16 protein-coding genes and 4 pseudogenes are annotated in these 23,659 nt (G+C 71.1%); 7 read left to right on the top strand and 13 right to left on the bottom strand.

What is annotated here, in order from left to right; genetic code table 11:
* Positions 1-21: 21 nt before the first annotated feature.
* From QOL88_RS06200 to QOL88_RS06170, 10 genes and pseudogenes are all read right to left on the bottom strand, one after another.
* Positions 22-252 (bottom strand): annotated as a pseudogene (locus tag QOL88_RS06200) (choline oxidase); the annotation flags it as partial.
* Positions 249-1,811: an APC family permease gene (locus QOL88_RS06195; RefSeq protein WP_097215467.1), complete on the bottom strand. Its 1,563-nt coding sequence runs from the start codon at positions 1,809-1,811 to the stop codon at positions 249-251. The gene QOL88_RS06195 and the pseudogene QOL88_RS06200, both read right to left, overlap by 4 nt.
* A 39-nt stretch (positions 1,812-1,850) precedes the next feature.
* Complete coding sequence (locus QOL88_RS38590; protein ID WP_306456199.1) at positions 1,851-2,015, bottom strand: aldehyde dehydrogenase family protein; 165 nt, start codon at positions 2,013-2,015, stop codon at positions 1,851-1,853.
* 94 nt (positions 2,016-2,109) lie between these two features.
* Positions 2,110-2,407: pseudogene (locus QOL88_RS38585) on the bottom strand (aldehyde dehydrogenase family protein); the annotation flags it as partial.
* An 88-nt stretch (positions 2,408-2,495) separates the two neighbouring features.
* Positions 2,496-2,600: pseudogene (locus QOL88_RS38580) on the bottom strand (hypothetical protein); the annotation flags it as partial.
* 94 nt (positions 2,601-2,694) lie between these two features.
* Positions 2,695-2,826: pseudogene (locus QOL88_RS38575) on the bottom strand (hypothetical protein); the annotation flags it as partial.
* Between the two features lie 168 nt (positions 2,827-2,994).
* The gene (locus tag QOL88_RS06185; RefSeq protein WP_257028040.1) at positions 2,995-4,110 is read right to left on the bottom strand and encodes an aromatic ring-hydroxylating oxygenase subunit alpha; all 1,116 of its coding nucleotides are present in this window, start codon (positions 4,108-4,110) and stop codon (positions 2,995-2,997) included.
* Between the two features lie 106 nt (positions 4,111-4,216).
* On the bottom strand, positions 4,217-6,667 hold the full coding sequence (locus tag QOL88_RS06180) for a GcvT family protein (RefSeq protein WP_097215465.1): 2,451 nt from the start codon (positions 6,665-6,667) through the stop codon (positions 4,217-4,219).
* A gap of 174 nt (positions 6,668-6,841) precedes the next feature.
* Positions 6,842-7,927, bottom strand: a complete 1,086-nt coding sequence (locus tag QOL88_RS06175) for an S-(hydroxymethyl)mycothiol dehydrogenase (RefSeq protein WP_097215464.1) — start codon at positions 7,925-7,927, stop codon at positions 6,842-6,844.
* A gap of 295 nt (positions 7,928-8,222) precedes the next feature.
* Positions 8,223-9,053, bottom strand: a complete 831-nt coding sequence (locus QOL88_RS06170; RefSeq protein ID WP_097215463.1) for an IclR family transcriptional regulator — start codon at positions 9,051-9,053, stop codon at positions 8,223-8,225.
* 309 nt (positions 9,054-9,362) lie between these two features.
* On the opposite strand from QOL88_RS06170, the gene QOL88_RS06165 reads away from it, so the two are divergent.
* Positions 9,363-9,686 carry a bifunctional 3-phenylpropionate/cinnamic acid dioxygenase ferredoxin subunit gene (locus QOL88_RS06165; protein ID WP_097215462.1) on the top strand — a complete coding sequence of 108 codons (324 nt, stop codon included), beginning with the start codon at positions 9,363-9,365 and terminating at the stop codon, positions 9,684-9,686.
* 238 nt (positions 9,687-9,924) lie between these two features.
* Entirely contained in the window at positions 9,925-11,115 is a 1,191-nt protein-coding gene (locus tag QOL88_RS06160; protein WP_179878782.1) for an NAD(P)/FAD-dependent oxidoreductase, read from the top strand.
* Positions 11,116-11,241: 126 nt separating this feature from the next.
* On the opposite strand, the gene QOL88_RS06155 is transcribed toward QOL88_RS06160, so the two are convergent.
* On the bottom strand, positions 11,242-11,802 hold the full coding sequence (locus QOL88_RS06155; RefSeq protein WP_373559338.1) for a hypothetical protein: 561 nt from the start codon (positions 11,800-11,802) through the stop codon (positions 11,242-11,244).
* Between the two features lie 418 nt (positions 11,803-12,220).
* Here QOL88_RS06155 and QOL88_RS06150 point away from each other — a divergent pair, with 418 nt between their 5' ends.
* The 5 genes from QOL88_RS06150 to QOL88_RS06130 are packed head-to-tail and all read left to right on the top strand — an operon-like array spanning position 12,221 to position 20,434.
* Positions 12,221-15,289, top strand: coding sequence for a sensor histidine kinase (locus QOL88_RS06150; RefSeq protein ID WP_097215460.1), 3,069 nt, complete (start codon positions 12,221-12,223; stop codon positions 15,287-15,289).
* Complete coding sequence (locus tag QOL88_RS06145) at positions 15,286-15,720, top strand: roadblock/LC7 domain-containing protein (RefSeq protein ID WP_097215459.1); 435 nt, start codon at positions 15,286-15,288, stop codon at positions 15,718-15,720. Before QOL88_RS06150 ends, QOL88_RS06145 begins: the two co-directional genes overlap by 4 nt.
* A 9-nt stretch (positions 15,721-15,729) precedes the next feature.
* Positions 15,730-16,125 carry a DUF742 domain-containing protein gene (locus QOL88_RS06140; protein WP_097215458.1) on the top strand — a complete coding sequence of 132 codons (396 nt, stop codon included), beginning with the start codon at positions 15,730-15,732 and terminating at the stop codon, positions 16,123-16,125.
* Between the two features lie 24 nt (positions 16,126-16,149).
* Positions 16,150-19,848: a hydantoinase B/oxoprolinase family protein gene (locus QOL88_RS06135; RefSeq protein WP_097215457.1), complete on the top strand. Its 3,699-nt coding sequence runs from the start codon at positions 16,150-16,152 to the stop codon at positions 19,846-19,848.
* Entirely contained in the window at positions 19,829-20,434 is a 606-nt protein-coding gene (locus QOL88_RS06130; RefSeq protein WP_031109094.1) for a GTP-binding protein, read from the top strand. Before QOL88_RS06135 ends, QOL88_RS06130 begins: the two co-directional genes overlap by 20 nt.
* A 275-nt stretch (positions 20,435-20,709) precedes the next feature.
* On the opposite strand, the gene glpK is transcribed toward QOL88_RS06130, so the two are convergent.
* Both glpK and QOL88_RS06120 read right to left on the bottom strand, forming a co-directional pair.
* A complete protein-coding gene (glpK, locus tag QOL88_RS06125; protein WP_097215456.1) occupies positions 20,710-22,230 on the bottom strand; it encodes a glycerol kinase GlpK in 1,521 nt (506 codons plus the stop codon).
* Positions 22,231-22,249: 19 nt separating this feature from the next.
* Positions 22,250-23,044, bottom strand: coding sequence for an MIP/aquaporin family protein (locus QOL88_RS06120; RefSeq protein WP_097215455.1), 795 nt, complete (start codon positions 23,042-23,044; stop codon positions 22,250-22,252).
* Positions 23,045-23,659 lie beyond the last annotated feature (615 nt).

Below are 23,659 nucleotides of genomic sequence, written 5' to 3'. Positions count from 1 at the left end.
CGTGAGGCCTCCTCCCAGGAGATCCGCGCTCGACCGGGCAGTCCCAGTCATAGCCGGACTCCAGCAGGCCCAGCCGGCGCTCCAGCCGCAGGACGTCGTCGTCGCCGACGTCGCTCGGCCGGCCTCCAGGACCCACACCGTGACGGAAGGGTCCTCGGAGAGCCGGGCCGCCACCACGTTGCCCGCGGTGCCGCCGCCGACGACGACGTGGTCGAACTCATGCGTACTCGTGGGTCCTCCTTCAGCCTTCATTCGGCCGCCGGGGTGGCGACGGGAGCGGTGTCCGTGGTCTGCGAACGGTGCTCGGCGAGTACACCGGTGCGGTGCCGCTGCACGAACCAGTAGTAGGCGAATCCGCCGCCGGCGATGACGGCGACGAACAGCACCGCGCCCCAGCGCAGGTACCAGTGGTAGGGAGCGGCGGCGTTGTAGACCGCGGCCCGGGGCCAGATCAGGTTGAGCGTCATGGCCGCCCCCCACAGGACGGCCAGGATGTTGACCGGCAGGCCCCAGCGGCCCAGGGAGAAGCGGCCCTCTCCCGCGGGCTGCCACGTGCCGCGCAACCGGGCGACCAGCAGCGGCACCGTGACGCCCAGGTAGGCGAGGTAGATCATGATGATGCCGATGCTGGTGACGACCGTGAAGATCTGCGGCTGGCGGATGTTGACCACCAGGATCGCCAGCGCCAGGATCCCGATGATCACGGTCGGCAGGACCGGCGTCTGGAACCGCGGGTGGCACTTGGCCAGTTTCGAGGACGCGGGCAGGTTGTTGTCGCGGGCCATCGCGAACGCCAGGCGGACCGCCGCCGTGTGCACGGCCAGGGCGCACACCGTCACCGCGATCAGCACGCACCACAGCATCGCCTTGCCGGCCGTCGGGCCGAGCACGTCCAGCACGATGTACTGCAGGCCGTCCGTGGACAGCTTCTCGCCCTTCAGACTGGACACGCTCATCAGCGCGAGCAGCAGGATCAATCCGCCCAGTACGAAGGACGCGACGATCGCCCGGATGATCGCGCGCGGCGCGTTCCTGGTCGGGTCCAGGGACTCCTCGCCGAGCGAGGCGGCGGTGTCGAAGCCGTACATGACGTACGCCGAGGCCAGCGAGGCCACCAGGAAGGCGCCCAGGTAGCCGTTTCCGTAGGCCGCGCCGGTGCCGTGCGTCTCCATGACGACCTGCGGGCCACGCGTGATGTGGACCGCGAACAGGACGATGAGTACGACGGTGGCGATCAACTCGATGAACACGCCCGCCGTGTTGATCCGTGCCATCAGCTTGACGCCGAAGGCGTTCACGAGGGTCGTGAACAGGATCAGCACCGCGGCCAGGATGACCGCGTTGGTCGCCACGTCGTAGGTACCGGTGCCGTCTCCCACGAACTGGAAGAACGACGAGATCTGCGGCAGCGTCAGCTGATAGGCCAGTGCGACGGCCGATATGGAGACGATCGAGGCGATCAGCATCATCCAGCCGGCGAGCCAGCCCAGATGCGGATTGCCGATCTTCTTCGACCAGTTGTAGACGGAGCCCGCCACGGGGTAGCGGGCGGCGAGTTCCGCGAAGCACAGGGCGACCATGAACTGGCCGACGAAGACCATCGGCCACGACCACCAGTAGGCGGGGCCGCCGCTGCCGTAGCCGAAGTAGAACAGCTGGAAGGTGCCGGTGAGGATCGAGATGTAGCTGATCCCGGCGGCGAAGGTGTGGAAGTTCCCGAGGGTGCGCTTGAGCTCGGGTCTGTAGCCGAACTCGGTGAGTTCGGCGTCGTCCCGGCCGTGTGGGTCGGTCGACTCCGCGGTTGTTTTCATGGGCGGTTCCTCAATGGGTGTGCCTCAGAGCGGCGTGGATCAGTCGAACCAACCCTGGGGGGTGGGACGGGTGTTGCGCCAGATGTGCTTCGTCTCGCGATATTCGGTCAACCTCGCGGGCCGCAGTTCGCGTCCGAAGCGGGACTGCTCGAATCCGCCCCACTCCGCCTGCGGGACGTAGGGGTGGTAGTCGTTGATCCACACCGTGCCGAGCCGCAGCCGGCGGGATCCGCCGCAGCCGCAGCACCGCGCCCTCCGCCACGCCCGGCGCCACGTACGCCTCGACCTCGGCCCGGTGGGCGGCCGAGATCAGCGGCCCGGTCTGCGCCCGGTCGTCGAACGGACCGCGCAGCCGGATGGCCTTCGCCCGTCGCACCGCCTCGTCGACGAACCGGTCGTGCAGACGGTCCTCGACGAGCAGCCGCGCCCCCGCCGAGCACCTGCCCCGAGTGCGGGAACACGGCGGTCAGCGCCATGTCGACGGCCGTCTCGAAGTCGGCGTCGGCGAAGACGACGTTCGGGTTCTTGCCGCCGAGTCCGAGGGCCACCTTCATGTCCGTCGCGGCCTTCTTGACCGTCGCGGCGGCGGTCGCCATCAGGCGGCGGCCGGTCTCCAGGTCGCCGGGTGAAGGAGACCAGGTCCACGTCCGGATGGTCGGCGAGCGGGGCGCCCCGCCTCCGGTCCCGCGCCCAGGGCCAGATTGCCCACCCCCGGCGGCAGACCGCCTCCGCCGACAGGCGCAGGAGGTGGCTCGCGGTGTGCGGGGTCAGTTCGCTCGGCTTGAGCACGAAGGTGTTCCCCGCCGCGAGGGCGGGGGCTGACCTTCCACGCCGTCTGCGGGAGCGGGTAGTTCCAGGGGGTGATCAGCCCGCACACGCCGCCCGGCTCGTCCACCATCCGGCTGTCCACGTCGTCCCGGCCGGTGTTAACGACCCGGCCGTGCTCGCTCGCCACCAGCCGCCCGAAGTAGCGGAAGCAGTTCGCGATGTCGTCGATGTCGTACGCGCTCTCCACGAGTCGCTTGCCCGTGTCCAGGGACTCCGCGTCGAAGCCCGGCCGCGGCGATCGCCTCCGCCGTGTCCTTGCCGCCCGCCTCGTCCACGAACGCCCCCCACCAGGGAGCCGTCGGCCGGGCAGCGGGTCTCACGGGTGCGCTCGTCGACCGCGCCCCGCCACTCACCGTCAAGGAACAGGTCCGGCATACGCGCCTCCCAGCCGCTCGACGAGCCAGTCGTGGAAGATCTGGATGTGGTGCTCGTTGGGGACCAGCACACCGCCCTTGCGGTACGCACGGGAAGCCATCGCCGGCTGCGTCCGTTCACAGGCTTCGAAGTCCTGGACGTTGACGCGGTGAAAGAGCTCCACGGACTTCGCCACGTCCGCCCCGGACTCCACCACCTCAGGTGCGTACAGCCAGTCGCACTCGACGACCGTGCGGTCCTCGGCGAGCGGGAACATGCGGTGCAGGATGACGTGGTCCGGGACGAGGTTGACGAAGACGGTCGGCTTGACCGTGATGGCGTAGTAGCGGCGGTCCTGCTCGGCGCTCACCTCGGGCAGCCTGTCGAAGCCCTCGCTGCCGTCGACCGTGAAGCCCTTGACCTCGTCGCCGAACTCCGCGCCGTGGCCCGTGAAGTACTGGGCGGCGTATCCGTCGGCGAACTCCGGCAGCACCTCCGTCAGTTCGGGGTGGATCGTCGCACAGTGGTAGCACTCCATGAAGTTCTCGACGATCAGTTTCCAGTTCGCCTTCACGTCATAGGTGATGCGTTTGCCGAGCGCGAGGCTCTCCGTGCCGTAATGATCGATCGTGGCGACATCGCCCAGCCGCTCGACGGCCGCGTGCAGGACCGTCTCCTCGAAGGAGGGCGGCTCGTCCGCCAGGCACACCCAGGCGTAGCCCAGCCACTCGCGCAGGGCGACATTGATCAACCCGTACGCGACACGGTCGACGTCCGGCATCTTGATCAAGTTGGGAGCGGCGATCAACTTGCCGTCGAGGTCGTACGTCCAGGCGTGGTAGGGGCACTGGAGCGTGCGGCGGATCTCGCCCGACTCCTCCATGCACAGCCGGGCCCCGCGGTGCCGGCAGACGTTCAGGAAGGCGCGCAGTTCGCCCTTGCGGGTCCGGGTGATGATGACGTTCTCGCGACCGACCTGGACGGTGCGGAAGGCGCCGGGCCGGTCCAGGTCGGCACTGCGGACCGCGCAGAACCACATCGCCTCGAAGACGCGTTCCTGCTCCTGCCGGAAGACGTCCGGGTCGGTGTAGTAGCGCCCGGGGAGGGTGGCGATCAGGCTCGGGGTGCTCGGGGTGCTCGGGGTGCTCGGGGTGCCCGAGGTGGTCGGGGTGCTCGGGGTGGTCGTCACGTGCGTGCTCCTCAGAGAGGCCAAGGCATGCCCCCTAGCGGCGGATGCGCGTCATCTTCGGGTCGAACAGCGGCTCGTCGGCGACCGTGGCCGGGACCTTCTCGCCGACGTACTCGATGTGCACGCCCGTGCCCGTGGGAAGACCGGCGGGCAGCCAGGCGTACGCGACGCAACGGCCGAGCGTGTAGCCGTACGCCGCGCTGGTGACGTAGCCGGCCGGGAGGCCGTCGACGTAGACGGGCTCCTTGCCGAGGACCACGGCGGCGGGGTCGTCGAGGAGCAGCGGGGTGAGGCGCCGGGTGGCCTCGCCCCTCCCGGCGAGCGCGGCCTTGCCGACGAAGTCGTCCCGGTCCATGCGGACCGCGAAGCCGACACCGGCCTCGAACGGGTCGTGCTCGTCGGTCATGTCGACGCCCCAGGCGCGGTAGCCCTTCTCCAGGCGCAGGGAGTTGAACGCCGACCGGCCCGCCGCGATCACGCCGAGCTCCCGGCCTGCCTCCCACAGCGTGTCCCAGAGCCGGAGCCCCAGGTCGGCGGTGGTGTACAGCTCCCAGCCGAGCTCGCCGACGTAACTCAGCCGCATGGCCGTCACCGGGACGTGCCCGATGTACGTCTCCTTGGCCCGGAAGTAGCCGAAGGCCTCGTGGGAGAAGTCGTCGGGGGTGAGCGGCCGGACGAGGTCGCGGGCGAGCGGCCCCCAGACCCCGACGCAGCACGTGCCGGAGGTGATGTCCCGGATGTGTACGTCCGCGGGCGCGTGACGCAGCAGCCAGTCCAGGTCGGCGGGGGAGTTGGCGCCGACCTGGAAGCGGTCGGGGGCGAGGCGGGCCACGGTGAGGTCGGAGCGGATGCCCCCCGAGGCGTCGAGGAGCAGGCTGTAGGTGACCGCGCCGGGCTTCTTGCGGAGGTTGTTGCTGGTCATGCGGTCGAGGAAGTCGAGAGAGCCGGGGCCGGTGACCTCCAGGCGGCGCAGCGGCGTCATGTCGTAGAGGGCGACGCCCTCCCGGGTCGCCTTCGCCTCGGCAGCCGCGACGGGGGACCAGTGGCGGGCCGACCAGGCGTCACGCGCGGGCAGCGGCCCGAGGGCGTCCGCGAGCGGGGCGTTCGCCTCGTACCAGTGCGGGCGCTCCCAGCCGCCGCCCTCCAGGAAGTACGCGCCGAGCTGCTGCTGCCGGGCGTGGAAGGGGCTGACGCGCAGGGGCCGGGGCCGCTCCATGGGCTGGAGCGGGTGGATCACGTCGTACACCTCGACGAACTGCTGCGCACCGCGTTCGAGGACGTACGACGGTGAGCGCTGCGCCTCCTCGAACCGTGTGAGGTCGCACTCGTGCAGGTCGATCGAGGGCCGCCCGTCCACCATCCACTCGGCGACGGCCTTGCCGACACCGGCGGAGTGCGTGACCCAGACGGCCTCGGCCAGCCAGAAGCCGCGCAGCCGCCGGGACTCGCCGAGGACCGGCATGCCGTCGGGGGTGAAGGAGAAGACCCCGTTGAAGCCCGCCTCGATCTCCGCGTCGCGCAGGGTGGGCATGAGCCGCCGGCAGTCGGCCCAGCTGGGGGCCCAGTCCTCCTCCGTGAAGGGGTAGGAGGACGGCATGTCCATGTTCCGGGCACGGGCCTCGTCGTACGGCAGGACCGTGAACGGGTCGACGGGCAGGGGCCGGTGGGCGTACGAGCCGATGCCGATGCGGTCGGTGTGCTCGCGGAAGTACAGGTCGCGGTCCTGGAAGCGGAGGATCGGCTTCGAGGCCTCCGCGGTGGCGCCGCTCAGCTCGGGGAGCGGCCCGGTCCTGGCGTACTGGTGGGCCAGCGGCTGGAGCGAGACGTCGATGCCGGCCATGCGGCCGATGACCGGCCCCCAGAAGCCGGCCGCCGAGACGACGTGGTCGGCCGGGAAGGTGCCCCGGTCGGTGACGACGCCGGTGACCCGGCCGTCCTCCCGCTCGATGCCGGTGACCGTGTGCCGTTCCAGGAAGCGGGCGCCCCGCGCGCAGGCCCGGGCCATCTGCGCTCGGGAGGCGAGCAGGGCCCGGGCGAGACCGTCGTCCGGGGTGTGAAAGCCGCAGAGGACCAGCGACTCGTCGATCAGCGGCCACAGTTCCTTGCAGCGTGCGGCGCTGACGATCTCGCCGCGCACGCCCCAGGAGGCGGCGTAGCCGGCCCTGCGGTGCAGTTCGGCGAGGCGTTCGGGAGTGGTGGCCAGCTCCAGGCCGCCGACCTGGTGGAAGCAGGAGACGCCGTCGACGTCGAGCGAGGTGAACTTCTCCACGGTGTAGCGGGCGAGGGCGGTGAGGGTCTTCGACGCGTTGGTCTGGAAGACGAGGCCGGGGGCGTGCGAGGTGGAGCCGCCGGGGGCGGGCAAGGGCCCCTGTTCGAGGACGGTGATGTCGGTCCAGCCGCGGGCGGTCAGTTCGTCGGCGAGGGAGCAGCCGACGATGCCGGCGCCGATGACGACCACGCGGGGGTTTTCGGGTGTGCTGGACATGCCCCTCCTTGCCGGGACGGGTGCGCGTTGCCGGGACGGTTGCGCGTGGGGGGAGTGGGGCGTTGGGGCTCGGCGGGTACAGGGTGGGGCGTCGGGGCTGAGCCGGTACGGGGGTGGGGCGTCGGGGATGCGGACCTGCGTGGGATCCGGAGGCTCAGGGAGCGGGGGGTGTGCTCACAGCACGACCACCGAACGCAGCACCTCACCCCGGCGCATCTTCGCGAACGCCGCCTCCACCTGGTCCAGGGCGATGGTCTCGCTGACGAAGGCGTTGAGGTCCAGCAACCCGTACAGGTACTGATCGATGAGGTACGGGAAGTCGCGACTCGGCAGACAGTCGCCGTACCAGGACGACTTGATCGCGCCGCCCCGCGAAAACACGTCGATCAGTGGCAGTTCGACCTTCATCTCGGGGGACGGCACCCCGACCTGGACCAGCAGACCGGCGTGGTCGCGCATGGAGAAGGCCTGCCGGAAGGTCTCGGGGCGGCCCACGGCGTCGATCGCGATGTCGACGCCGAAGCCACCGGTGAGCTCCCGCACCGCCTCGACCGGGTCCGTGCCCCGTGAGTTGACGGTGTGCGTGGCACCGAACTTCTCGGCCTGGTCGAGCTTCCTGCCGTCGATGTCCACGGCGATGACCTTCATGGCGCCGTTGAGACAGGCGCCCGCGATCGCCGCGTTGCCCACCCCGCCACAGCCGATCACGGCGACCGAGTCACCCCGGCCGACGTTGCCGGTGTTGACCGCCGCGCCGTACCCGGCCATCACGCCGCAGCCGATGAGCCCGGCCGCCTCCGGGCGCGCCGCCGGGTCGATCTTCACCGCCTGCCCCGCCGCGACCAGCGTCTTCTCGGCGAACGCCCCGATGCCGAGGGCGTTGGAGAGCGGCGTGCCGTCCAGCAGGGTCATCGGCTGGGTGGCGTTGCGGGAGTCGAAGCAGTACCAGGGACGGCCCCGGCGGCAGGAACGGCAACTGCCGCAGGGGGCCCGCCAGGCCAGCACCACGTAGTCGCCGGGCTCGAGCTCGGTGACCCCCTCGCCGACCGCCTCGATCGTGCCGGCCGCCTCATGGCCCAGCAAGAACGGGAAGTCGTCGTTGATCGTGCCTTCCCGGTAGTGCAGATCCGTGTGGCAGACCCCGCAGGCCTGCACGCCGACGAGGACCTCCCCGGGCCCGGGGTCGGGAACCACGATCGTCCGCACCTCGACGGGTGCGCCCTTCTCGACAGCGACTACGGCGCGGACCTCGTGTGGCACGACCAAGCTCCTCTGCTGTTGCGCAGTGCACGATGGGTTGCGCGATGAGGAACATAGTGGGAACGCCATGGAGGGGCCGTCAAGAGGTGCGAGCCATGGTTCGGGTCAACCCTTGGAAAACGGAACGGGACGTGCGAAACCCGCCGGACACACAACAGCGCGGGACCAGGGATTTCACCTGATCCCGCGCTGTACTCCCGCGGCGCCGGGCCGCGGCTATGTCGGCGCCGACGCCGACGCCGGGCCGCGGCTGTGCGGAGGTCGCAGTCCCCGCCGCCGACCGGCCGTGGCTACGTCAGAAGCCGTAACCCATACGACGGGACAGCTCGATCGCCGCCGCCTCCGTCCGCTTGGCCACCTCGGGCAGCCGCTCCTTGGTCAGCCGGTACACCGGCCCCGAGACGCTGAGCGACGCGATGACCTGGCCGTCGTGCGCCCGCACGGGAGAGGCCGCTGCCGCCAGCCCGATCTCCAGCTCCTCCACCGTGATCGCGTACCCCTGCTGCACCACCGTGTCCAACTCGCCGCGCAGCATGGACGCGACGGTCGCCGTGCGCTCCGTGAAGCGGTGCAGCGGGCGCGCCAGGAGCCCCTCGCGCAGGGTCGGCGGCAGGTGGGCGAGCAGCACCTTTCCGCTGGCCGTGGCATGCAGCGGGGTGCGCCGGCCGAGCCAGTTCTGCGCGGTGACGGACGCGGTGCCGCGGGCCTGCATGATGTTGACCGCCGCGTCGTCGTCCAGGACCGCGATGTTGACCGTCTCGCCCAGTTCGTCGGCGAGTTCCCGGCACACCGGGACGCCTTCCTGGGAGACATCCAGCCGTATTGCCGCCGCCCCCGCGAGGCGCAGTACGCCGGCGCCCAGGTAGTACTTGCCGCGGTCCTTCGCCTGGGCCACCAGGCCGCGGTTCTCCAGAACGCCGAGCAGCCGGAACGCCGTGGACTTGTGCACGTCCAGCTCGTCGGCGATCTCGGTCACCCCCGCCTCGCCGTGCCGCGCGAGGATCTCCAGCACACTCACGGCGCGATCCACCGACTGGACGGCACTCGCCGCGCCTCTGCCGCCCTGCTTGGCTCCGGTCTCCGTGCGGTTCTCCTCCGGGCCGGACTGCTTCTGCGTGCGGGTCATGGCTGAACTCTCACCACCTGTCGGCCCTGTTTGGGCCGCATCTGAGGGAACCCCTTGACGCGACGGTCGCCTCGCCCGGATTCTGTTGCGTATAGCGCTTGCTCATGCGCCATGTGAAACATCATGTTACCGAAGAGTCCGGATCTCGGAGGGGACGAACTCCTGGCGGGGAGCCCGCCCCGGGGCGGGACCGGATGACGTGCACCAACACCTTCCCGTGCCCGGACCGCCCCGGTCCGGCACTCCTGAACCGCCTACAGTCTGGCCGAACTGGTCCGGACCATGCGTCCCGGACCGAGAGGGGGGCCCATGATTCCCGTCTGCCACCTCGAAGACCTCCCCAAGGGTGAGTCATTCCGCGTCGAGACGACCCCGCCCGTCGCCGTGTTCCACACCGACGACGGCGATCTCTACGCCATCGACGACACCTGCACCCACCAGGACGCCTCCCTCTCCGAGGGCTGGCTGGAGGGCTGCCTCGTCGAATGCCCGCTGCACGCGGCCTCGTTCGACCTGCGCACGGGCGCCCCCACCTGCCTCCCGGCCCGCCGCCCCGTCCGCACCCACCGCGTCACCGTCGACGACGGCGTCATCCACCTCCACCTCGCCGTGGAGGAGGGGACGGCGGCGTGAACACCCAGCGCACGGGTGGCGTGAGCGGGCGGGCCGCTGCCGCGGTGTGCGACGCCGCGGGCGGTCGAGCCCAGGCGCCCGGGGTCGGCGCGTGGCACGCCAGGGCCGGTGACACTCACCCGCCGAGGGCCCGTGCGTGCCGCGTCGCGGCCGGTGAGGCCGACGCGCCGGGCACCCGCAGCGGCATCCCGGCGGGTGCGGTCGGCGACGTTCCCGACGCCGCGAGGAGGCACCCCGCATGCGAACCGTGACCATCGTCGGCGCCTCGCTCTCCGGCCTCTATGCCGCCCGGGAACTGCGCGCCCAGGGCTACGACGGGCGTCTGGTGATCGTCGGCGACGAACCCCACGAGCCCTACGACCGACCACCCCTCTCCAAGGACTTCCTCACCGGCCAAACCGGCGAGACCCACCTCGCGCTCACCGACGCCGAGGAGACCGCCGAGCTCGACGCCGAGTGGATCCTCGGCGTCCGCGCCCGCGCCCTCGACGCCCGAGGCCGCACCGTGCTGCTGGACGACGGCCGCACCGTCTCCACCGACGGCGTCGTCATCGCCACCGGCGCCTCGGCCCGCCGTCTGCCCGGCGACACCCTGGCCGGAGTCCACACGCTGCGCACCCTCGACGACGCATGGGCCCTGCGCGAGGAACTCACCCGGGGCCCGCGCCGGGTCGTCGTCATCGGCGGCGGCTTCATCGGTGCCGAGGCCGCGTCCTCGTGCTTCTCTCTCGGTCACAGCGTCACCGTCGTCGAGGCCGCCCCGCTCCCGCTCGTGCCCCAACTGGGCGCCGAGATGGCCGCCGTCTGCGCCGCACTGCACCGCCGCGCCGGCGTGGACCTGGTCACCGGCACCGGCGTGGCCGGGTTGCGAGGCACCGCCGCCGTCACCGGAGTGGACCTCACCGACGGCCGCACCGTCCCGGCGGACGTCGTGATCGTCGGCATCGGCGCCGTCCCCAACACCGCCTGGCTCGTCGGCTCGACCCTGACTCTCCGGGACGGCGTCCTGTGCGACGACGGCTGCGTGACGGCCCTGCCGCAGGTCGTCGCCGTCGGCGATGTCGCCGGCGTCGGCGGCCGCCGTGCCGAACACTGGACCTCCGCCACCCAGCAGCCGAAGGTCGCCGTGACCAACCTGCTCGCCGGCCGCACCGCCGAGACCGCAGACGCGATGCCCTACTTCTGGTCCGACCAGTACGGCGCCCGCATCCAGTTCGCCGGTCGGCACCGGGACGGCGACACCGTCCGCATCACCGAGGGTGAACTCTCCGACGGCGCACCGGCCGAGGGCGGCTTCCTCGCCCGTTACGAGCGGAACGGCCGTACGACGGCCGTACTCGCCGTGGACCGTCCGCGTCCGTTCACGCGCGCCAGACGCGAACTCGCGCGGGGTGCGGGGGAGAGGCGGGCGCAGTCGGCCCTACGGTGAGGAGGTGCGGGGCTCACGGTTGAGCACGCGCCGGGCCTCACGACGAGGACGCGCCGGGGCCTTGTCTCGGCCCGGCGGCCGCTCTCGCCATCCGGTGGCCTCGCCCCGGCTTCCCTCCGCCCTGCCTCACGAGTGGGACAGCTGCCCGGCTCCACCCCGCCGGCGTATCCGCTCCTGTGCCCTCTCGGCGGCCCTCTCGTGCCGCCGGGTCCGGCGCCGCTCGCGCCGCAGGACCCGCGCCGTGCTGCTCGGCACGGACACCACGCCGTTGCGTTGGTTCCAGACCTGGCGCGTCACCCACACGTCGAGCGCTCCCCACGTGGCCGCGATCGTGCTGACCACACTGCTGATCACCATGGGGAACGCCAGCCAGGACCCGGCCATCGTGCACAGGAAGGCCACCATCGCCTGGATCAGCGTCACGGCTATGAGGAGGACCGCCCGCACCGCCGCCGTCCGCACCGGATCCGGCAGACGACGCCGTCGTGCGGGCTCCTCGACCCACAGGGGCCGGTAGTAATGCTCGCGGGTGCCACGATTCGCCGCGCGGACCGGAACCCCCGTCTCTCGCTTCGAGGGCTCCGCCGCGCCCTCGGAAATGTCGCTAACGGTCGCCTCGGGATCCCGATGCCCCGTCAGCTGCGCCCCACCCGCTCTGGGCGCACCGCGCCGCTCCGCCGTGCCCATCACCGTGTCACTCCCCACCGCCAGCAGACCGCTCGCTCGCATCCGAAGACCCGTGCTCCCCAGTGGCTGCCCGGCTTGCGCTGTTTTACGCCGCCCAGGTGCGGGACGCGGCTCCTGTGGCCGATTCCGCCCCCGTTTCCCATAGAGAAGACGAACAACTCCTCACGAAGATTCCCGAGAACCGAAAAATTTCAGCCAACCGCCCTGGCGGGCTCGGGAGGTTGGTCCGCCCCGCGACCACCGGTTTCAGGGAGACAACTCCCGCAATGCCCGGACAACTCGCCATGCCGCGTGGCTGGCGCGGAACTTCAGGTTCCGGACCGGTCTTCGAGTTCCCTGTGGGTCGGTAGTAGGCTCGCGCCGTTTGTTGACGCACATGTGTACCCCCGGTAGCCGGGGGCCCGAGCTGGGGGAGGCCATGCGCTTTCGCGGGAAGTCCATCCGCCGGAAGATCGTGGCGCTTCTCCTCGTGCCGCTGGTGTCCCTGACCGCGATCTGGGCCTTCGCCACGGTGCTCACAGGACGTGAGGCGGGCGACCTCTTCAACGTGTCGTCCGTGGTGGAGAAGATCGGCTACCCCATCGAGGACACCGTCCGCGTCCTCCAGGAGGAACGCCGCCAGACCCTCGTCTACCTCGCCGACCCCCGTGCGTCCGACGGCCTCGCCGCACTCCGGCGCAGCCGGAACGCCACCGACGAGGCCGTCGGCAGCATCCGCGAGAACGCCCGGAACCCCGACGTGCGCGACGCGATGGGCGCGGACACCGACGAACGGCTGACCGCCGTCCTGGACGCCTTCGACGGCATCGAGTCGCTGCGCCGCAGCGTCGAGGACGGCACCGTCAACCGCACCCAGGCCCTCGACCTCTACAACCGGCTGGTCGACCCCTGCTACGTGCTCCTCGCCAACCTGCACGTGGTCGACAACATCGAGCTGGACAAGCAGTACCGCGCGCTGGTCAACCTCGCCCGCGCCCGCGAGCTGCTCTCCCGCGAGGACGCCCTCCTCGGCTCCGCCCTGATCGTCGGCAGGATCTCGCACTCCGAAGAGCGGGACATCTCCGACCTCGTGGCCCAGCGCACCCTGATGTACGACGTCAACCTGCCGCTGCTGCCCGTGGCGGAACGCGACCGCTACCAGACCTTCTGGAAGAACGCCTCCTCCGCTCCCTTGCGCGTGGCCGAGGAGGCCGCCGTCTCCTCCGGGGCCGGAAGCCCCCGCGGTGTCTCCGCCAAGAGCTGGGACAGCGCCGCCGGAAACGTGCTCGACGAGCTCGGCACCCTCAACGACCAGGCCAACGACCGCTACCAGGACCGCGTCCACCCCGTGGCCGTCGGCGTCATCGCCAAGGCCGTCATCGCTGGTGCGCTCGGCCTGATCGCGCTCCTGGTCTCCCTCTTCCTCTCCGTGCGCGTCGGCCGCACCCTCATTCGCGATCTGCGGCAACTGCGCCTGGAGGCCCACGAAGCGTCCGGAGTACGGCTGCCCAGTGTCATGCGCCGCCTCTCCGCGGGCGAGCAGGTCGACGTCGAGACCGAGGTCCCGCGCCTCGAATACGACAAGAACGAGATGGGCGAGGTCGGCCAGGCCCTCAACACCCTGCAGCGCGCCGCCGTCGAAGCCGCCGTCAAGCAGGCCGAACTGCGCGCCGGCGTCTCCGAGGTCTTCGTCAACCTCGCGCGCCGCAGCCAGGTCCTGCTCCACAAGCAGCTCACCCTCCTCGACGCCATGGAGCGCCGGACCGAGGACACCGAGGAACTCGCCGACCTGTTCCGCCTCGACCACCTGACCACCCGCATGCGCCGGCACGCCGAAGGCCTGGTGATCCTCTCCGGCGCCGCGCCCTCCCGGCAGTGGCGCAAGCCCGTCCAGCTGATGGACGTCGTGCGCGCCGCCGTCGCCGAGGTCGAGGACTACGAACGCATCGAGGTCCGCCGTCTTCCGCGGATCGCCATCAGCGGACCGGCCGTCGCCGACCTGACGCACCTCGTGGCCGAACTGCTGGAGAACGCCACGGTCTTCTCGCCTCCGCACACCGCCGTCCAGGTCCTGGGCGAACGCGTCGCCAACGGCTTCACCCTGGAGATTCACGACCGCGGCCTCGGCATGGCGGCCGAAGCGCTCCTGGACGCCAATCTCCGGCTCGCCGAGACGCCGGAGTTCGAGCTCTCCGACACCGACCGGCTCGGCCTGTTCGTGGTCAGCCGGCTCGCCCAGCGCCAGAACGTCCGGGTCTCCCTGCAGCCCTCCCCCTACGGCGGCACGACCGCCGTGGTCTTCATCCCCGACGCGCTGCTGACCGATGACGTGCCGGACACCAACGGCATCGGGTTCCGGCTCGACCGCCCCCAGCTGGCCCCGGAGAGCGAACCGCAGGACAGCCGCCGCGCCGCGCTGTCCCAGGCGTCCGCGCAGCGCCCCGGCCTGCCCGCCTCCCTGCTGGACGGGCCGGTCGAGCTGGAGGCACCCGTCGACCTGGACGCCATCGGAGACCTCCCCGGAGCCATCGAGGACGAGGACGGCGAACACGGCGGTCTGTTCCGCCCCCGCCACTCCCTCACCCGCGCCCCGGACGAGACCGCGTCTCGCCGCACCGATCCGCGCCGGACCGCCGACGCCCGCGGCACGGGGGACGGAACCGACGCCGACGACGAGCTGAGCGCTCCGGTCCCGCTGCCCCGCCGCCACACCCCGAAGCTGGTCAGCTCGCACGGGCGCCCGGTCACCGAGCAGCGCACCCGGCGGGGCAAGTCGGACGAGGAGACCACCGCGGCCCCGGGCCGAACGGAGTCGGGCCCTGCCTCCGCGCTCCCGTCACGCCGCCGGAGCGAGGAGCCCACGGGCAGCCGGTCCACCGGTCGGCCGGGACCCGAACCCGCGTCCGCCCTTCCGGCCCGGCGCCGCACCGAGACCTCCTCGTCCGGCAGCGGCCGGGGCGACGCCCTGCCGGACACACCGCCACCGCTGCCGGCCCGTCGGCGCGGGACCGACTCCCGCCGTGGCATCGGCGCGGCCGGCCGCGCCGAGGACCAGACCGCATCCCCGGGGCCGGGCAGTGCCTTGGGCGACCGGTCGGAGTCCCCCGTCCTCCCGAGGCGGACCCGCCGCGCGGAGATCGCCTCGAGCGGCCCCGAGGCACCCGGCCACCGCTCCGGCTCCTCGGAGACCACCGCCGGACCCTCGCGCCACGAGACAGGCTCCGGCGCCACACCCCAGGGGACCGGCTCCGCACCACAGCCCGGTTCCGGCACGGCCCCGCTGCCCCGGCGCGTCCGGCAGGCGAACCTGGCCCCGCAGCTGAAGCGGAGCTCGGAGCCGCGTACCGACGACGGTGCCGAACCCGTCGAGCGCGACGCCGAGGAAGTACGCAGCCGCATGGCATCCCTCCAGCGGGGCTGGCAGCGCGGCCGTGAGGAGAACGCCGCGGGCGATACCGCCCACAGCGGCGCAGCACCACAAGGAACGACAGAGGGGGACGGTCGATGACCGCACCGAAGACGACCGGCCACACCGCGACGATCAAGGGGGAGCTGAACTGGCTCCTCGACGACCTGGTGGACCGAGTCGCGAGCATCCGCAAAGCCCTCGTGCTCTCCGGCGACGGTTTGCCGACGGGCGTGTCCAAGGACCTGACCAGGGAGGACAGTGAGCACCTGGCCGCCGTCGCCTCCGGGTTCCACAGCCTCGCCAAGGGCGTGGGGCGTCACTTCGAAGCCGGCAGCGTCCGCCAGACGGTCGTCGAGCTCGACGACGCCTTCCTCTTCGTGACGGCCGCCGGTGACGGCAGCTGCCTCGCCGTTCTCTCGGACGCCGACTCGGACGTCGGCCAGGTCGCCTACGAGATGACGCTGCTCGTGAAGCGGGTGGGCGTGCATCTGGCCGCCGCACCGCGCACCGATCTGCCCGCAGGCGGGTAGTGGGATGACATGAGCGCTGACGGTCAGGGAAGAAGCCACTGGTTCGACGACGACGCAGGACCGGTCGTCCGCCCGTACGCCATGACCCGCGGCCGCACGAGCAGCCAGGGCCAGCACCGCCTGGACCTGATCGCGGTCGTGGTCGCGGAGCCGCACGCGGACGATCCGGAAGCGGACCACATGCTCTCCCCGGAGCACGTGGACATCGTCGAACTGTGCCGTGACATCCCGCAGTCGGTCGCCGAACTCGCAGCGGAACTCGACCTGCCGATCGGAGTGGTACGGGTCCTCGTCGGAGATCTCGTGGACGGAGAATTCGTCCATGTGAACCGGCCCGTACCCCCTGCCGAGCTGCCGGACGAGGGTATTCTGCGCGACGTGATCAACGGCCTCCGGGCGCTGTGAGCAGCGCGGAAGCGGGGTACTGACGTGACTGGCTGGCAGTTCTGGGTGGACCGCGGCGGCACCTTCACCGACGTCGTCGCCCGGCGCCCGGACGGTCGGCTGCTCACGCACAAGCTGCTCTCGGACAACCCCGCCCGCTACGCCGACGCCGCGGTCGAGGGTGTCCGCAATCTGCTGGCCGGCTCCGACGCCCCCGTCGACAGCGTGCGCATGGGGACCACCGTCGCCACCAACGCCCTCCTGGAGCGCAAGGGCGAGCGCACGCTGCTGCTCATCACCCGCGGCTTCCGCGACGCCCTGCGCATCGCCTACCAGAACCGCCCGAGCATCTTCGCCCGCCGCATCGACCTGCCCGAGCTGCTGTACGAACGGGTCGTCGAGGTCGACGAGCGCATCGCCGCCGACGGCACCGTCCTGCGCGTCCCCGCCCTGGACGCCCTCGGCGGGCCGCTCCAGGAGGCGTACGACGACGGGATCCGCGCCGTCGCGGTGGTCTGCATGCACAGCCACCTCCACCCGGCCCACGAACAGGCCGTCGGGGAACTCGCCGCCCGCATCGGCTTTCCGCAGATCTCGCTCTCCGGCGAGGCCAGCCCCCTGATGAAGCTCGTCCCCCGCGGAGACACCGCCGTGGTCGACGCCTACCTCTCGCCCGTGCTGCGCCGCTACGTCCGGCACGTCGCCGACGAGCTCGAAGGCGTGCGGCTGATGTTCATGCAGTCCAACGGGGGCCTCACCGAGGCCGGGCAGTTCCGCGGGAAGGACGCCATCCTGTCCGGGCCTGCGGGCGGCATCGTCGGCATGGCCCGGATGTCGCAGCTCGCCGGCTTCGACCGCGTGATCGGCTTCGACATGGGCGGCACCTCCACCGACGTCTCCCACTTCGCCGGCGCGTACGAGCGCGTCTTCACCAGCCGGATCGGCGGCGTCCGGCTGCGCGCCCCGATGCTGGACATCCACACCGTCGCCGCCGGTGGCGGTTCCGTCCTGCACTTCGACGGTTCCCGCTACCGCGTAGGGCCCGACTCGGCGGGCGCGGACCCCGGACCTGCCTGCTACCGGGGCGGTGGGCCGCTCACCGTCACCGACGCCAACGTGATGCTCGGCCGGATCCAGCCCGCCCACTTCCCGCAGGTGTTCGGGCCGGGCGGCGACGAGCCCCTCGACGAGGTGCTCGTCCGGGACCGCTTCACCGCCCTCGCCCGTCAGATCGGCGATCGGACCGGCGACGACCGCACGCCGGAACAGGTCGCCGAGGGGTACCTGCAGATCGCCGTGGCCAACATCGCGTCGGCGGTGAAGCGGATCTCCGTCCAAAAGGGCCACGACGTCACCCGGTACGCCCTCACCACGTTCGGCGGCGCCGGCGGCCAGCACGCCTGCAAGGTCGCCGACTCCCTCGGCATCCGCACCGTCCTCGTACCCCCCATGGCCGGGGTCCTCTCCGCACTCGGCATCGGCCTCGCCGACACCACCGCCATGCGCGAGCAGTCCGTCGAGGCCCCCCTGGAGGCCGCGTCGATGCCCGGCGTCCTCCAGACCGCCCAGGAGCTGGAGGCGGCGGCCCGCGCCGAACTCCTCGCCGAGGACGTCCCCGAGGAGCACGTCGAGGTCACCCGACGCGCGGAACTGCGCTACGACGGCACGGACACCACCCTCACCGTCGAGCTGACCGAGCCCGGCACGATGCGACACGCCTTCGAAGAACGTCATCGCGCCACGTACTCCTTCACGCTCGAGCGCCCGATCGTCGTCGAAGCACTCTCCGTCGAAGCCACCGGTATCACCGAACCCCCCGATCTCTCTGCCCTCGCCCCTCGGCGAGCCGCCCCCGACGGCAGCCCCGCCCGCGGCTCCGCAGCGCCCGGGACCGTCCGCCTCCACACGGACGGCGCCTGGCGCGACGTGCCCCTCCACCGCCGCGAGGACCTTCCTCCCGGCGACACCGTCACCGGCCCGGCGATCATCACCGAAGCCAGCTCCACGACCGTCGTCGACGACGGCTGGCGGGCCACGGCGACCGACGACGGGCATCTGGTCATGGAACGCGCCGCGGTTACACAGAGTTCCGATCTCGACACGAAAGTCGACCCGGTTCTGCTTGAAGTCTTCAACAACCTGTTCATGTCGATCGCCGAGCAGATGGGCGCCCGCCTCGAATCAACCGCCCAGTCCGTCAACATCAAGGAGCGTCTGGACTTCTCCTGCGCCCTCTTCGACCCGGACGGAAACCTGGTGGCCAACGCCCCGCACATCCCCGTCCACCTGGGCTCGATGGGCACGAGCGTCAAAGAGGTCATCCGTCGGCGCGGCCCCCGCATGCGCCCGGGCGACACCTACGCCGTCAACGACCCGTACCACGGCGGCACCCACCTGCCCGACGTCACCGTGATCACGCCGGTCTTCGGCACCGCACCGCCGGCCGACACGGAGAGTGATGCGAGGAGGGGCTCGGAGGGCGCTCCGGACAGTGATCCGCAGATCCTCTTCTACGTCGCCTCACGCGGCCACCACGCCGAGATCGGCGGCATCGCTCCCGGCTCCATGCCCGCGGGCAGCCGCACCATCGAGGAGGAAGGCGTCCTCTTCGACAACTGGCTGCTCGCCGAGAACGGCCGCTTCCGCGAGGCCGAGACCCTCCGCCTCCTCACCGAGGCGCGCTACCCCTCCCGCAACCCGACGACCAACCTCGCCGATTTGCGCGCCCAGATCGCCGCCAACCGCAAGGGCGTCGACGAGGTCGGCCGCATGATCGAGGACTACGGCCTCGATGTCGTCCAGGCCTACATGAGGCACGTCCAGGACAACGCCGAAGAGGCCGTACGCAGGGTCATCGACGCCCTGGACGACGGCGACTACGCCTACGAGACCGACGCGGGCGCCGTCATCCGCGTGGCCGTGCGCGTGGACCGCGAGAACCGGGCCGCGACCATCGACTTCACCGGTACGTCCGCCCAGCTGCCCACCAACTTCAACGCCCCCTTCTCGGTCGTCAACGCGGCCGTCCTGTACGTCTTCCGCACCCTCGTCGCCGACGACATCCCCCTCAACGACGGCTGTCTGCGTCCCCTGACCATCGTCGTCCCGCCGGGCTCCCTGCTCGCCCCCGAGCCGCCCGCCGCGGTCGTCGCGGGCAACGTGGAGACCTCCCAGGCCGTCACCGGCGCCCTCTACGCGGCGCTCGGCGTCCAGGCCGAGGGCTCCGGGACCATGAACAACGTCACCTTCGGCAACGAACGCCACCAGTACTACGAAACCGTTGCCTCAGGCTCCGGCGCGGGTGACGGCTTCCCTGGCGCACCCGTCGTCCAGACGCACATGACCAACTCCCGCCTCACCGACCCCGAGGTTCTGGAGTGGCGACTGCCCGTACGCCTCGAGGAGTTCGCCGTCCGGCGCGGCAGTGGCGGCGCCGGCCGATGGCACGGCGGGGACGGCGCCGTACGCCGTATCCGTTTCCTCGAACCCATGACCGTCTCCACCCTGTCCCAGCACCGCCGGGTCCCGCCCTACGGCATGGCGGGCGGCGAGCCGGGTGCTCTCGGCGCCAACCGGGTGGAGCACGCGGACGGCACGGTGACCGCACTCGGCGGCAGCGACTCCGCGGACCTCGTCACCGGTGACGTACTCGTCATCGAAACCCCAGGCGGCGGAGGCTATGGCCCGCCGTCGCCCGACCCCCATCAAGCAGGAGAAGAGATCGATGATCTTCGGGCGTTCTGAGCGCGGCAAGCCTCCGGTCGAGCCCGTCACGCTCAAGATCCTGGTGGCCGGCGGCTTCGGCGTGGGCAAGACCACGCTCGTCGGCGCGGTCAGCGAGATCAGGCCGCTGCGCACCGAGGAGCTGCTCACCGAGGCCGGGCGCCCGGTCGACGACACCAGCGGCGTGGAAGGCAAGAACACCACGACCGTGGCCATGGACTTCGGCCGCATCACCCTCCGCGAGGACCTCGTGCTGTACCTCTTCGGCACGCCCGGGCAGGAGCGGTTCTGGTTCATGTGGGACGAGCTCTCCGAGGGCGCGCTCGGTGCCGTCGTGCTCGCCGACACCCGCCGCCTGGAGGACTGCTTCGCCGCCGTCGACTACTTCGAACGGCGCTCGATCCCCTTCCTCGTCGGCGTCAACTGCTTCGAGGGCGCTCCCCGTTACCCGATCGAGGACGTCCGCCAGGCCCTCGACCTCGACGAGGGCGTGCCGCTCCTGATGTGCGACGCCCGGGACCGCGAATCGGTCAAGGAAGCACTCATCGGCGTCGTCCAGCACGCCATGGCGTACGCGGCCGACCGCCGCGAGGCCGTGACCGGCTGACCTAGAGGATCTACGCGTACGGCCTGTACTCGAAGACCGGCGCACATGGCCCTGCAAAGGAGGACCGACGGGCACGGCCCCTGGCTGAGGACTGACGCGCAGGGCCACCTGGCCGAGGACCGACGCGCAGGGCCCCCTGGCCGAGGACTGACGCGCAGGGCCCGTCACCGAGGACCGACGCGCCCGGCCCGTCACCGAGCACCGATGAGCACGGCCCGTACCCTCGCCGACCGGGGCACGGGCCGCAGCCGTGGCGACGTTCCACGCGCGCGTGGTCAGCTGTCGCCGTCCTCCTCCCAGCCGAAGCTCTTCTCCACGGCCTTGCGCCAGTTGTGGTATTCGCGGTCCCGCACCGACGCCTCCATGTTCGGCGTCCACTCGACGTCCTTGCGCCAGTGCGCCTTGAGCTCGTCCAGGTCGTTCCACACACCGGTGGCCAGACCGGCCGCGTAGGCGGCACCCAGGCAGGTCGTCTCGGAGACCTTGGGCCGCACCACCGGCACGTCGAGCACATCCGACTGGTGCTGCATCAGCAGGTTGTTCTTCGTCATGCCGCCGTCGACCTTGAGGGTCGTGATGTGCACCCCGGAATCCTGGTACATGGCGTCCACGACCTCGCGGGTCTGCCAGCTCGTCGCCTCCAGCACGGCGCGCGCGAGGTGTGCCTTCGTGACGTACCTGGTGAGTCCGGTGATCACGCCACGCGCGTCGGAGCGCCAGTACGGCGCGAACAGGCCGGAGAACGCCGGCACGATGTACGACCCGCCGTTGTCCTCGACGCTCGCCGCCAGGGGCTCGATCTCGTCGGCCGTCCGGATGATGCCGAGCTGGTCCCGGAACCACTGGACGAGCGCGCCTGTGATGGCGATCGCGCCCTCCAGGCAGTAGACCGGCGCTTCAGTGCCGATCTTGTACCCCATGGTCGTCAGCAGACCGCTCTTCGACGGCACCGGGCGGCTGCCGGTGTTGAGCAGCAGGAAGCTGCCTGTGCCGTACGTGTTCTTCGCGGTGCCCACGTCGTAGCAGGCCTGGCCGAACACGGCGGCCTGCTGGTCGCCCAGCGCGGAGGCCACGGGGACCCCGGCGAGCTGGCCCACGGCGGTGCCGTACACCTCGGAGGAGGACCGGATCTCGGGCAGCATGGCCTCGGGGACGTTCATCGCCGAGAGGATCGAGGGGTCCCACTGGAGGGTCTCCAGGTTCATCAGCATGGTGCGCCCGGCGTTGGTCACGTCGGTGACGTGCTGCCCGCCGTCCGTGCCGCCCGTGAGGTTCCAGATCAGCCAGGAGTCCATCGTGCCGAAGGCGATCTCGCCGCGTTCGGCCCGGGCCCGGAGGTCGGGCACGTTGTCGAGCAGCCAGGCCGCCTTCGGCCCGGAGAAGTAGGTGGCCAGCGGCAGACCCGTCTGCTCACGGAAGCGGTCCTGCCCGTCCGAGCCGCCCAGCTGGTTGCAGAGCGCCGCCGTCCGCGTGTCCTGCCAGACGATCGCGTTGTGCACCGGCTTGCCGGTCGCCCGGTCCCACAGGAGGGTCGTCTCGCGCTGGTTGGTGATCCCCATCGCGCTCAGCTGGTCGGCCCTCAGACCGGCCTTGGCGAGCGCTCCCGCCACCACCGCCTGCACCTTGGACCAGATCTCGGTGGCGTCGTGCTCCACCCAGCCGGGTTTCGGGAAGATCTGGCGGTGCTCGCGCTGGTCCACGGCGACGATCGCGCCGTCCTGGCTGAAGACGATGCAGCGGCTCGATGTGGTGCCCTGATCGATGGCTGCGACGTACTTCGCGGAGTTGTCCGTCATGGCTACCCCTTCGGCTGGTTCAGAAGGCTGCGTTGTAGATGACGCCACCGAGCAGGCCGCCGATCAGTGGCCCGACGATGGGGATCCACGAGTAGCCCCAGTCGGACGTGCCCTTGTTCGGGATCGGCAGGATGGCGTGGATGATGCGCGGGCCGAGGTCGCGCGCCGGGTTGATGGCATAACCGGTGGGACCCCCCAGGGACAGGCCGATGCCGACGACCAGCAGAGACACCAGCAGGATCGCGATGCCGGACCCGTAGATGCCGCCGCCCCCGGGGATCAGTCCGATGCCGACGCCCTCCACGTGCCTGTCCTGCCCGACCAGGGCCAGGATCGGCAACACCAGCGCAATGGTGGCGAGGATCTCCGTGACCAGGTTGGCGATCGGGTTCCTGATCTCCGGGATGGTCGAGAAGATCCCGAGCGTCGGAACCGGTTCGTCCGCCGTGCCCTCCGTGGTGCCCGTCTTCCGCACGTTGGCCGCGAACTGGGCGTAGTACACGAGGTAACACAGGACGGCTCCGATCATGGCGCCGGTGATCTGACCCAGCAGGTAGATCCAGACCTTGCTCCACACGCCGGTGTCGACGGCGAGGCCGAAGGTGACGGCCGGGTTGATGACCCCTCCGGACAGGGGAGCGGCGGTGTACGCGCCGGCCAGCACGCCGAAGCCCCAGCCGAACGCGATCACGATCCACCCAGAGGCGCGTGCTTTCGAGAATCTCAGGGTGACGGCGGCACACACGCCGGCACCGAACAGGACCAGAATCGCCGTGCCGATCATCTCACCGACGAAAATGTCTCCGTTAGTCATGGCTGCTCCTCAGCCTTGGCCCGGGACGATCGGCCCCGGTCCTCACCTGCAGGGTGCGTTTCCCGTGGCTACCTCAGCCGAAAGCAGGGTGATCCCGCGCCCCGCCCGGCATCCGTGACGAGCGTGCCGTCGCAGCCGAATCGCCCGTGGGGAATGGGCCTTGGCGTAGGCGCACCCACGCGCCGCAGTGCCGGAATACGCCGACTATGTACGGCGATGTCGACTGACACCGGAAGTGTTCACCGGCACCCAAAGAGCGTCAAGGTCGCCGACCGCAACGGTTGACGGCCATCCGACGGCCACCGGGATCGCACCTGGCCGACGGGCCGGCTGCTCGGCCATGGCGGCGCCCGGGTCGTTGTTCAGATCTGTTCCGGACTCGCGCGGGCACCGGTGCGCCGCGCGAGGCTTGGCTGATGGTGTCCGGCCTCCGCCGGGCTCCGCCAGAGGCGAAAGCCCAGCCGCACCTGACTCCTCGCTTGCTCGTGTCCAGGATCCACCTGACCTGGAGGTTTCTCAACCGCAGGAGTTCCGCGGGGCCCTGGCCGCCGCGGAGGGGGCCTTGCGACCGGTCACGGCCGGTGCTGGCGGCCGGTCACCGCCGCGCCCGTGCAC

It is taken from the genome of Streptomyces sp. Ag82_O1-12 (assembly GCF_900182715.1).
In the GTDB taxonomy this organism is placed as follows: domain Bacteria; phylum Actinomycetota; class Actinomycetes; order Streptomycetales; family Streptomycetaceae; genus Streptomyces; species Streptomyces massasporeus.
This window is presented reverse-complemented; position numbering and strand designations above follow the sequence as displayed.

Excerpts from the sequence above, each read along its gene's own strand:
- QOL88_RS06195 (WP_097215467.1), bottom strand. The coding sequence starts at position 1,811 with ATGAAAACAACCGCGGAGTCGACCGACCCACACGGCCGGGACGACGCC.
- QOL88_RS06180 (WP_097215465.1), bottom strand. The coding sequence starts at position 6,667 with ATGTCCAGCACACCCGAAAACCCCCGCGTGGTCGTCATCGGCGCCGGC.
- QOL88_RS06170 (WP_097215463.1), bottom strand. The coding sequence starts at position 9,053 with ATGACCCGCACGCAGAAGCAGTCCGGCCCGGAGGAGAACCGCACGGAG.
- QOL88_RS06165 (WP_097215462.1), top strand. The coding sequence starts at position 9,363 with ATGATTCCCGTCTGCCACCTCGAAGACCTCCCCAAGGGTGAGTCATTC.
- QOL88_RS06160 (WP_179878782.1), top strand. The coding sequence starts at position 9,925 with ATGCGAACCGTGACCATCGTCGGCGCCTCGCTCTCCGGCCTCTATGCC.
- QOL88_RS06155 (WP_373559338.1), bottom strand. The coding sequence starts at position 11,802 with ATGGGCACGGCGGAGCGGCGCGGTGCGCCCAGAGCGGGTGGGGCGCAG.
- QOL88_RS06150 (WP_097215460.1), top strand. The coding sequence starts at position 12,221 with ATGCGCTTTCGCGGGAAGTCCATCCGCCGGAAGATCGTGGCGCTTCTC.
- QOL88_RS06145 (WP_097215459.1), top strand. The coding sequence starts at position 15,286 with ATGACCGCACCGAAGACGACCGGCCACACCGCGACGATCAAGGGGGAG.
- QOL88_RS06140 (WP_097215458.1), top strand. The coding sequence starts at position 15,730 with ATGAGCGCTGACGGTCAGGGAAGAAGCCACTGGTTCGACGACGACGCA.
- QOL88_RS06130 (WP_031109094.1), top strand. The coding sequence starts at position 19,829 with ATGATCTTCGGGCGTTCTGAGCGCGGCAAGCCTCCGGTCGAGCCCGTC.
- glpK (WP_097215456.1), bottom strand. The coding sequence starts at position 22,230 with ATGACGGACAACTCCGCGAAGTACGTCGCAGCCATCGATCAGGGCACC.
- QOL88_RS06120 (WP_097215455.1), bottom strand. The coding sequence starts at position 23,044 with ATGACTAACGGAGACATTTTCGTCGGTGAGATGATCGGCACGGCGATT.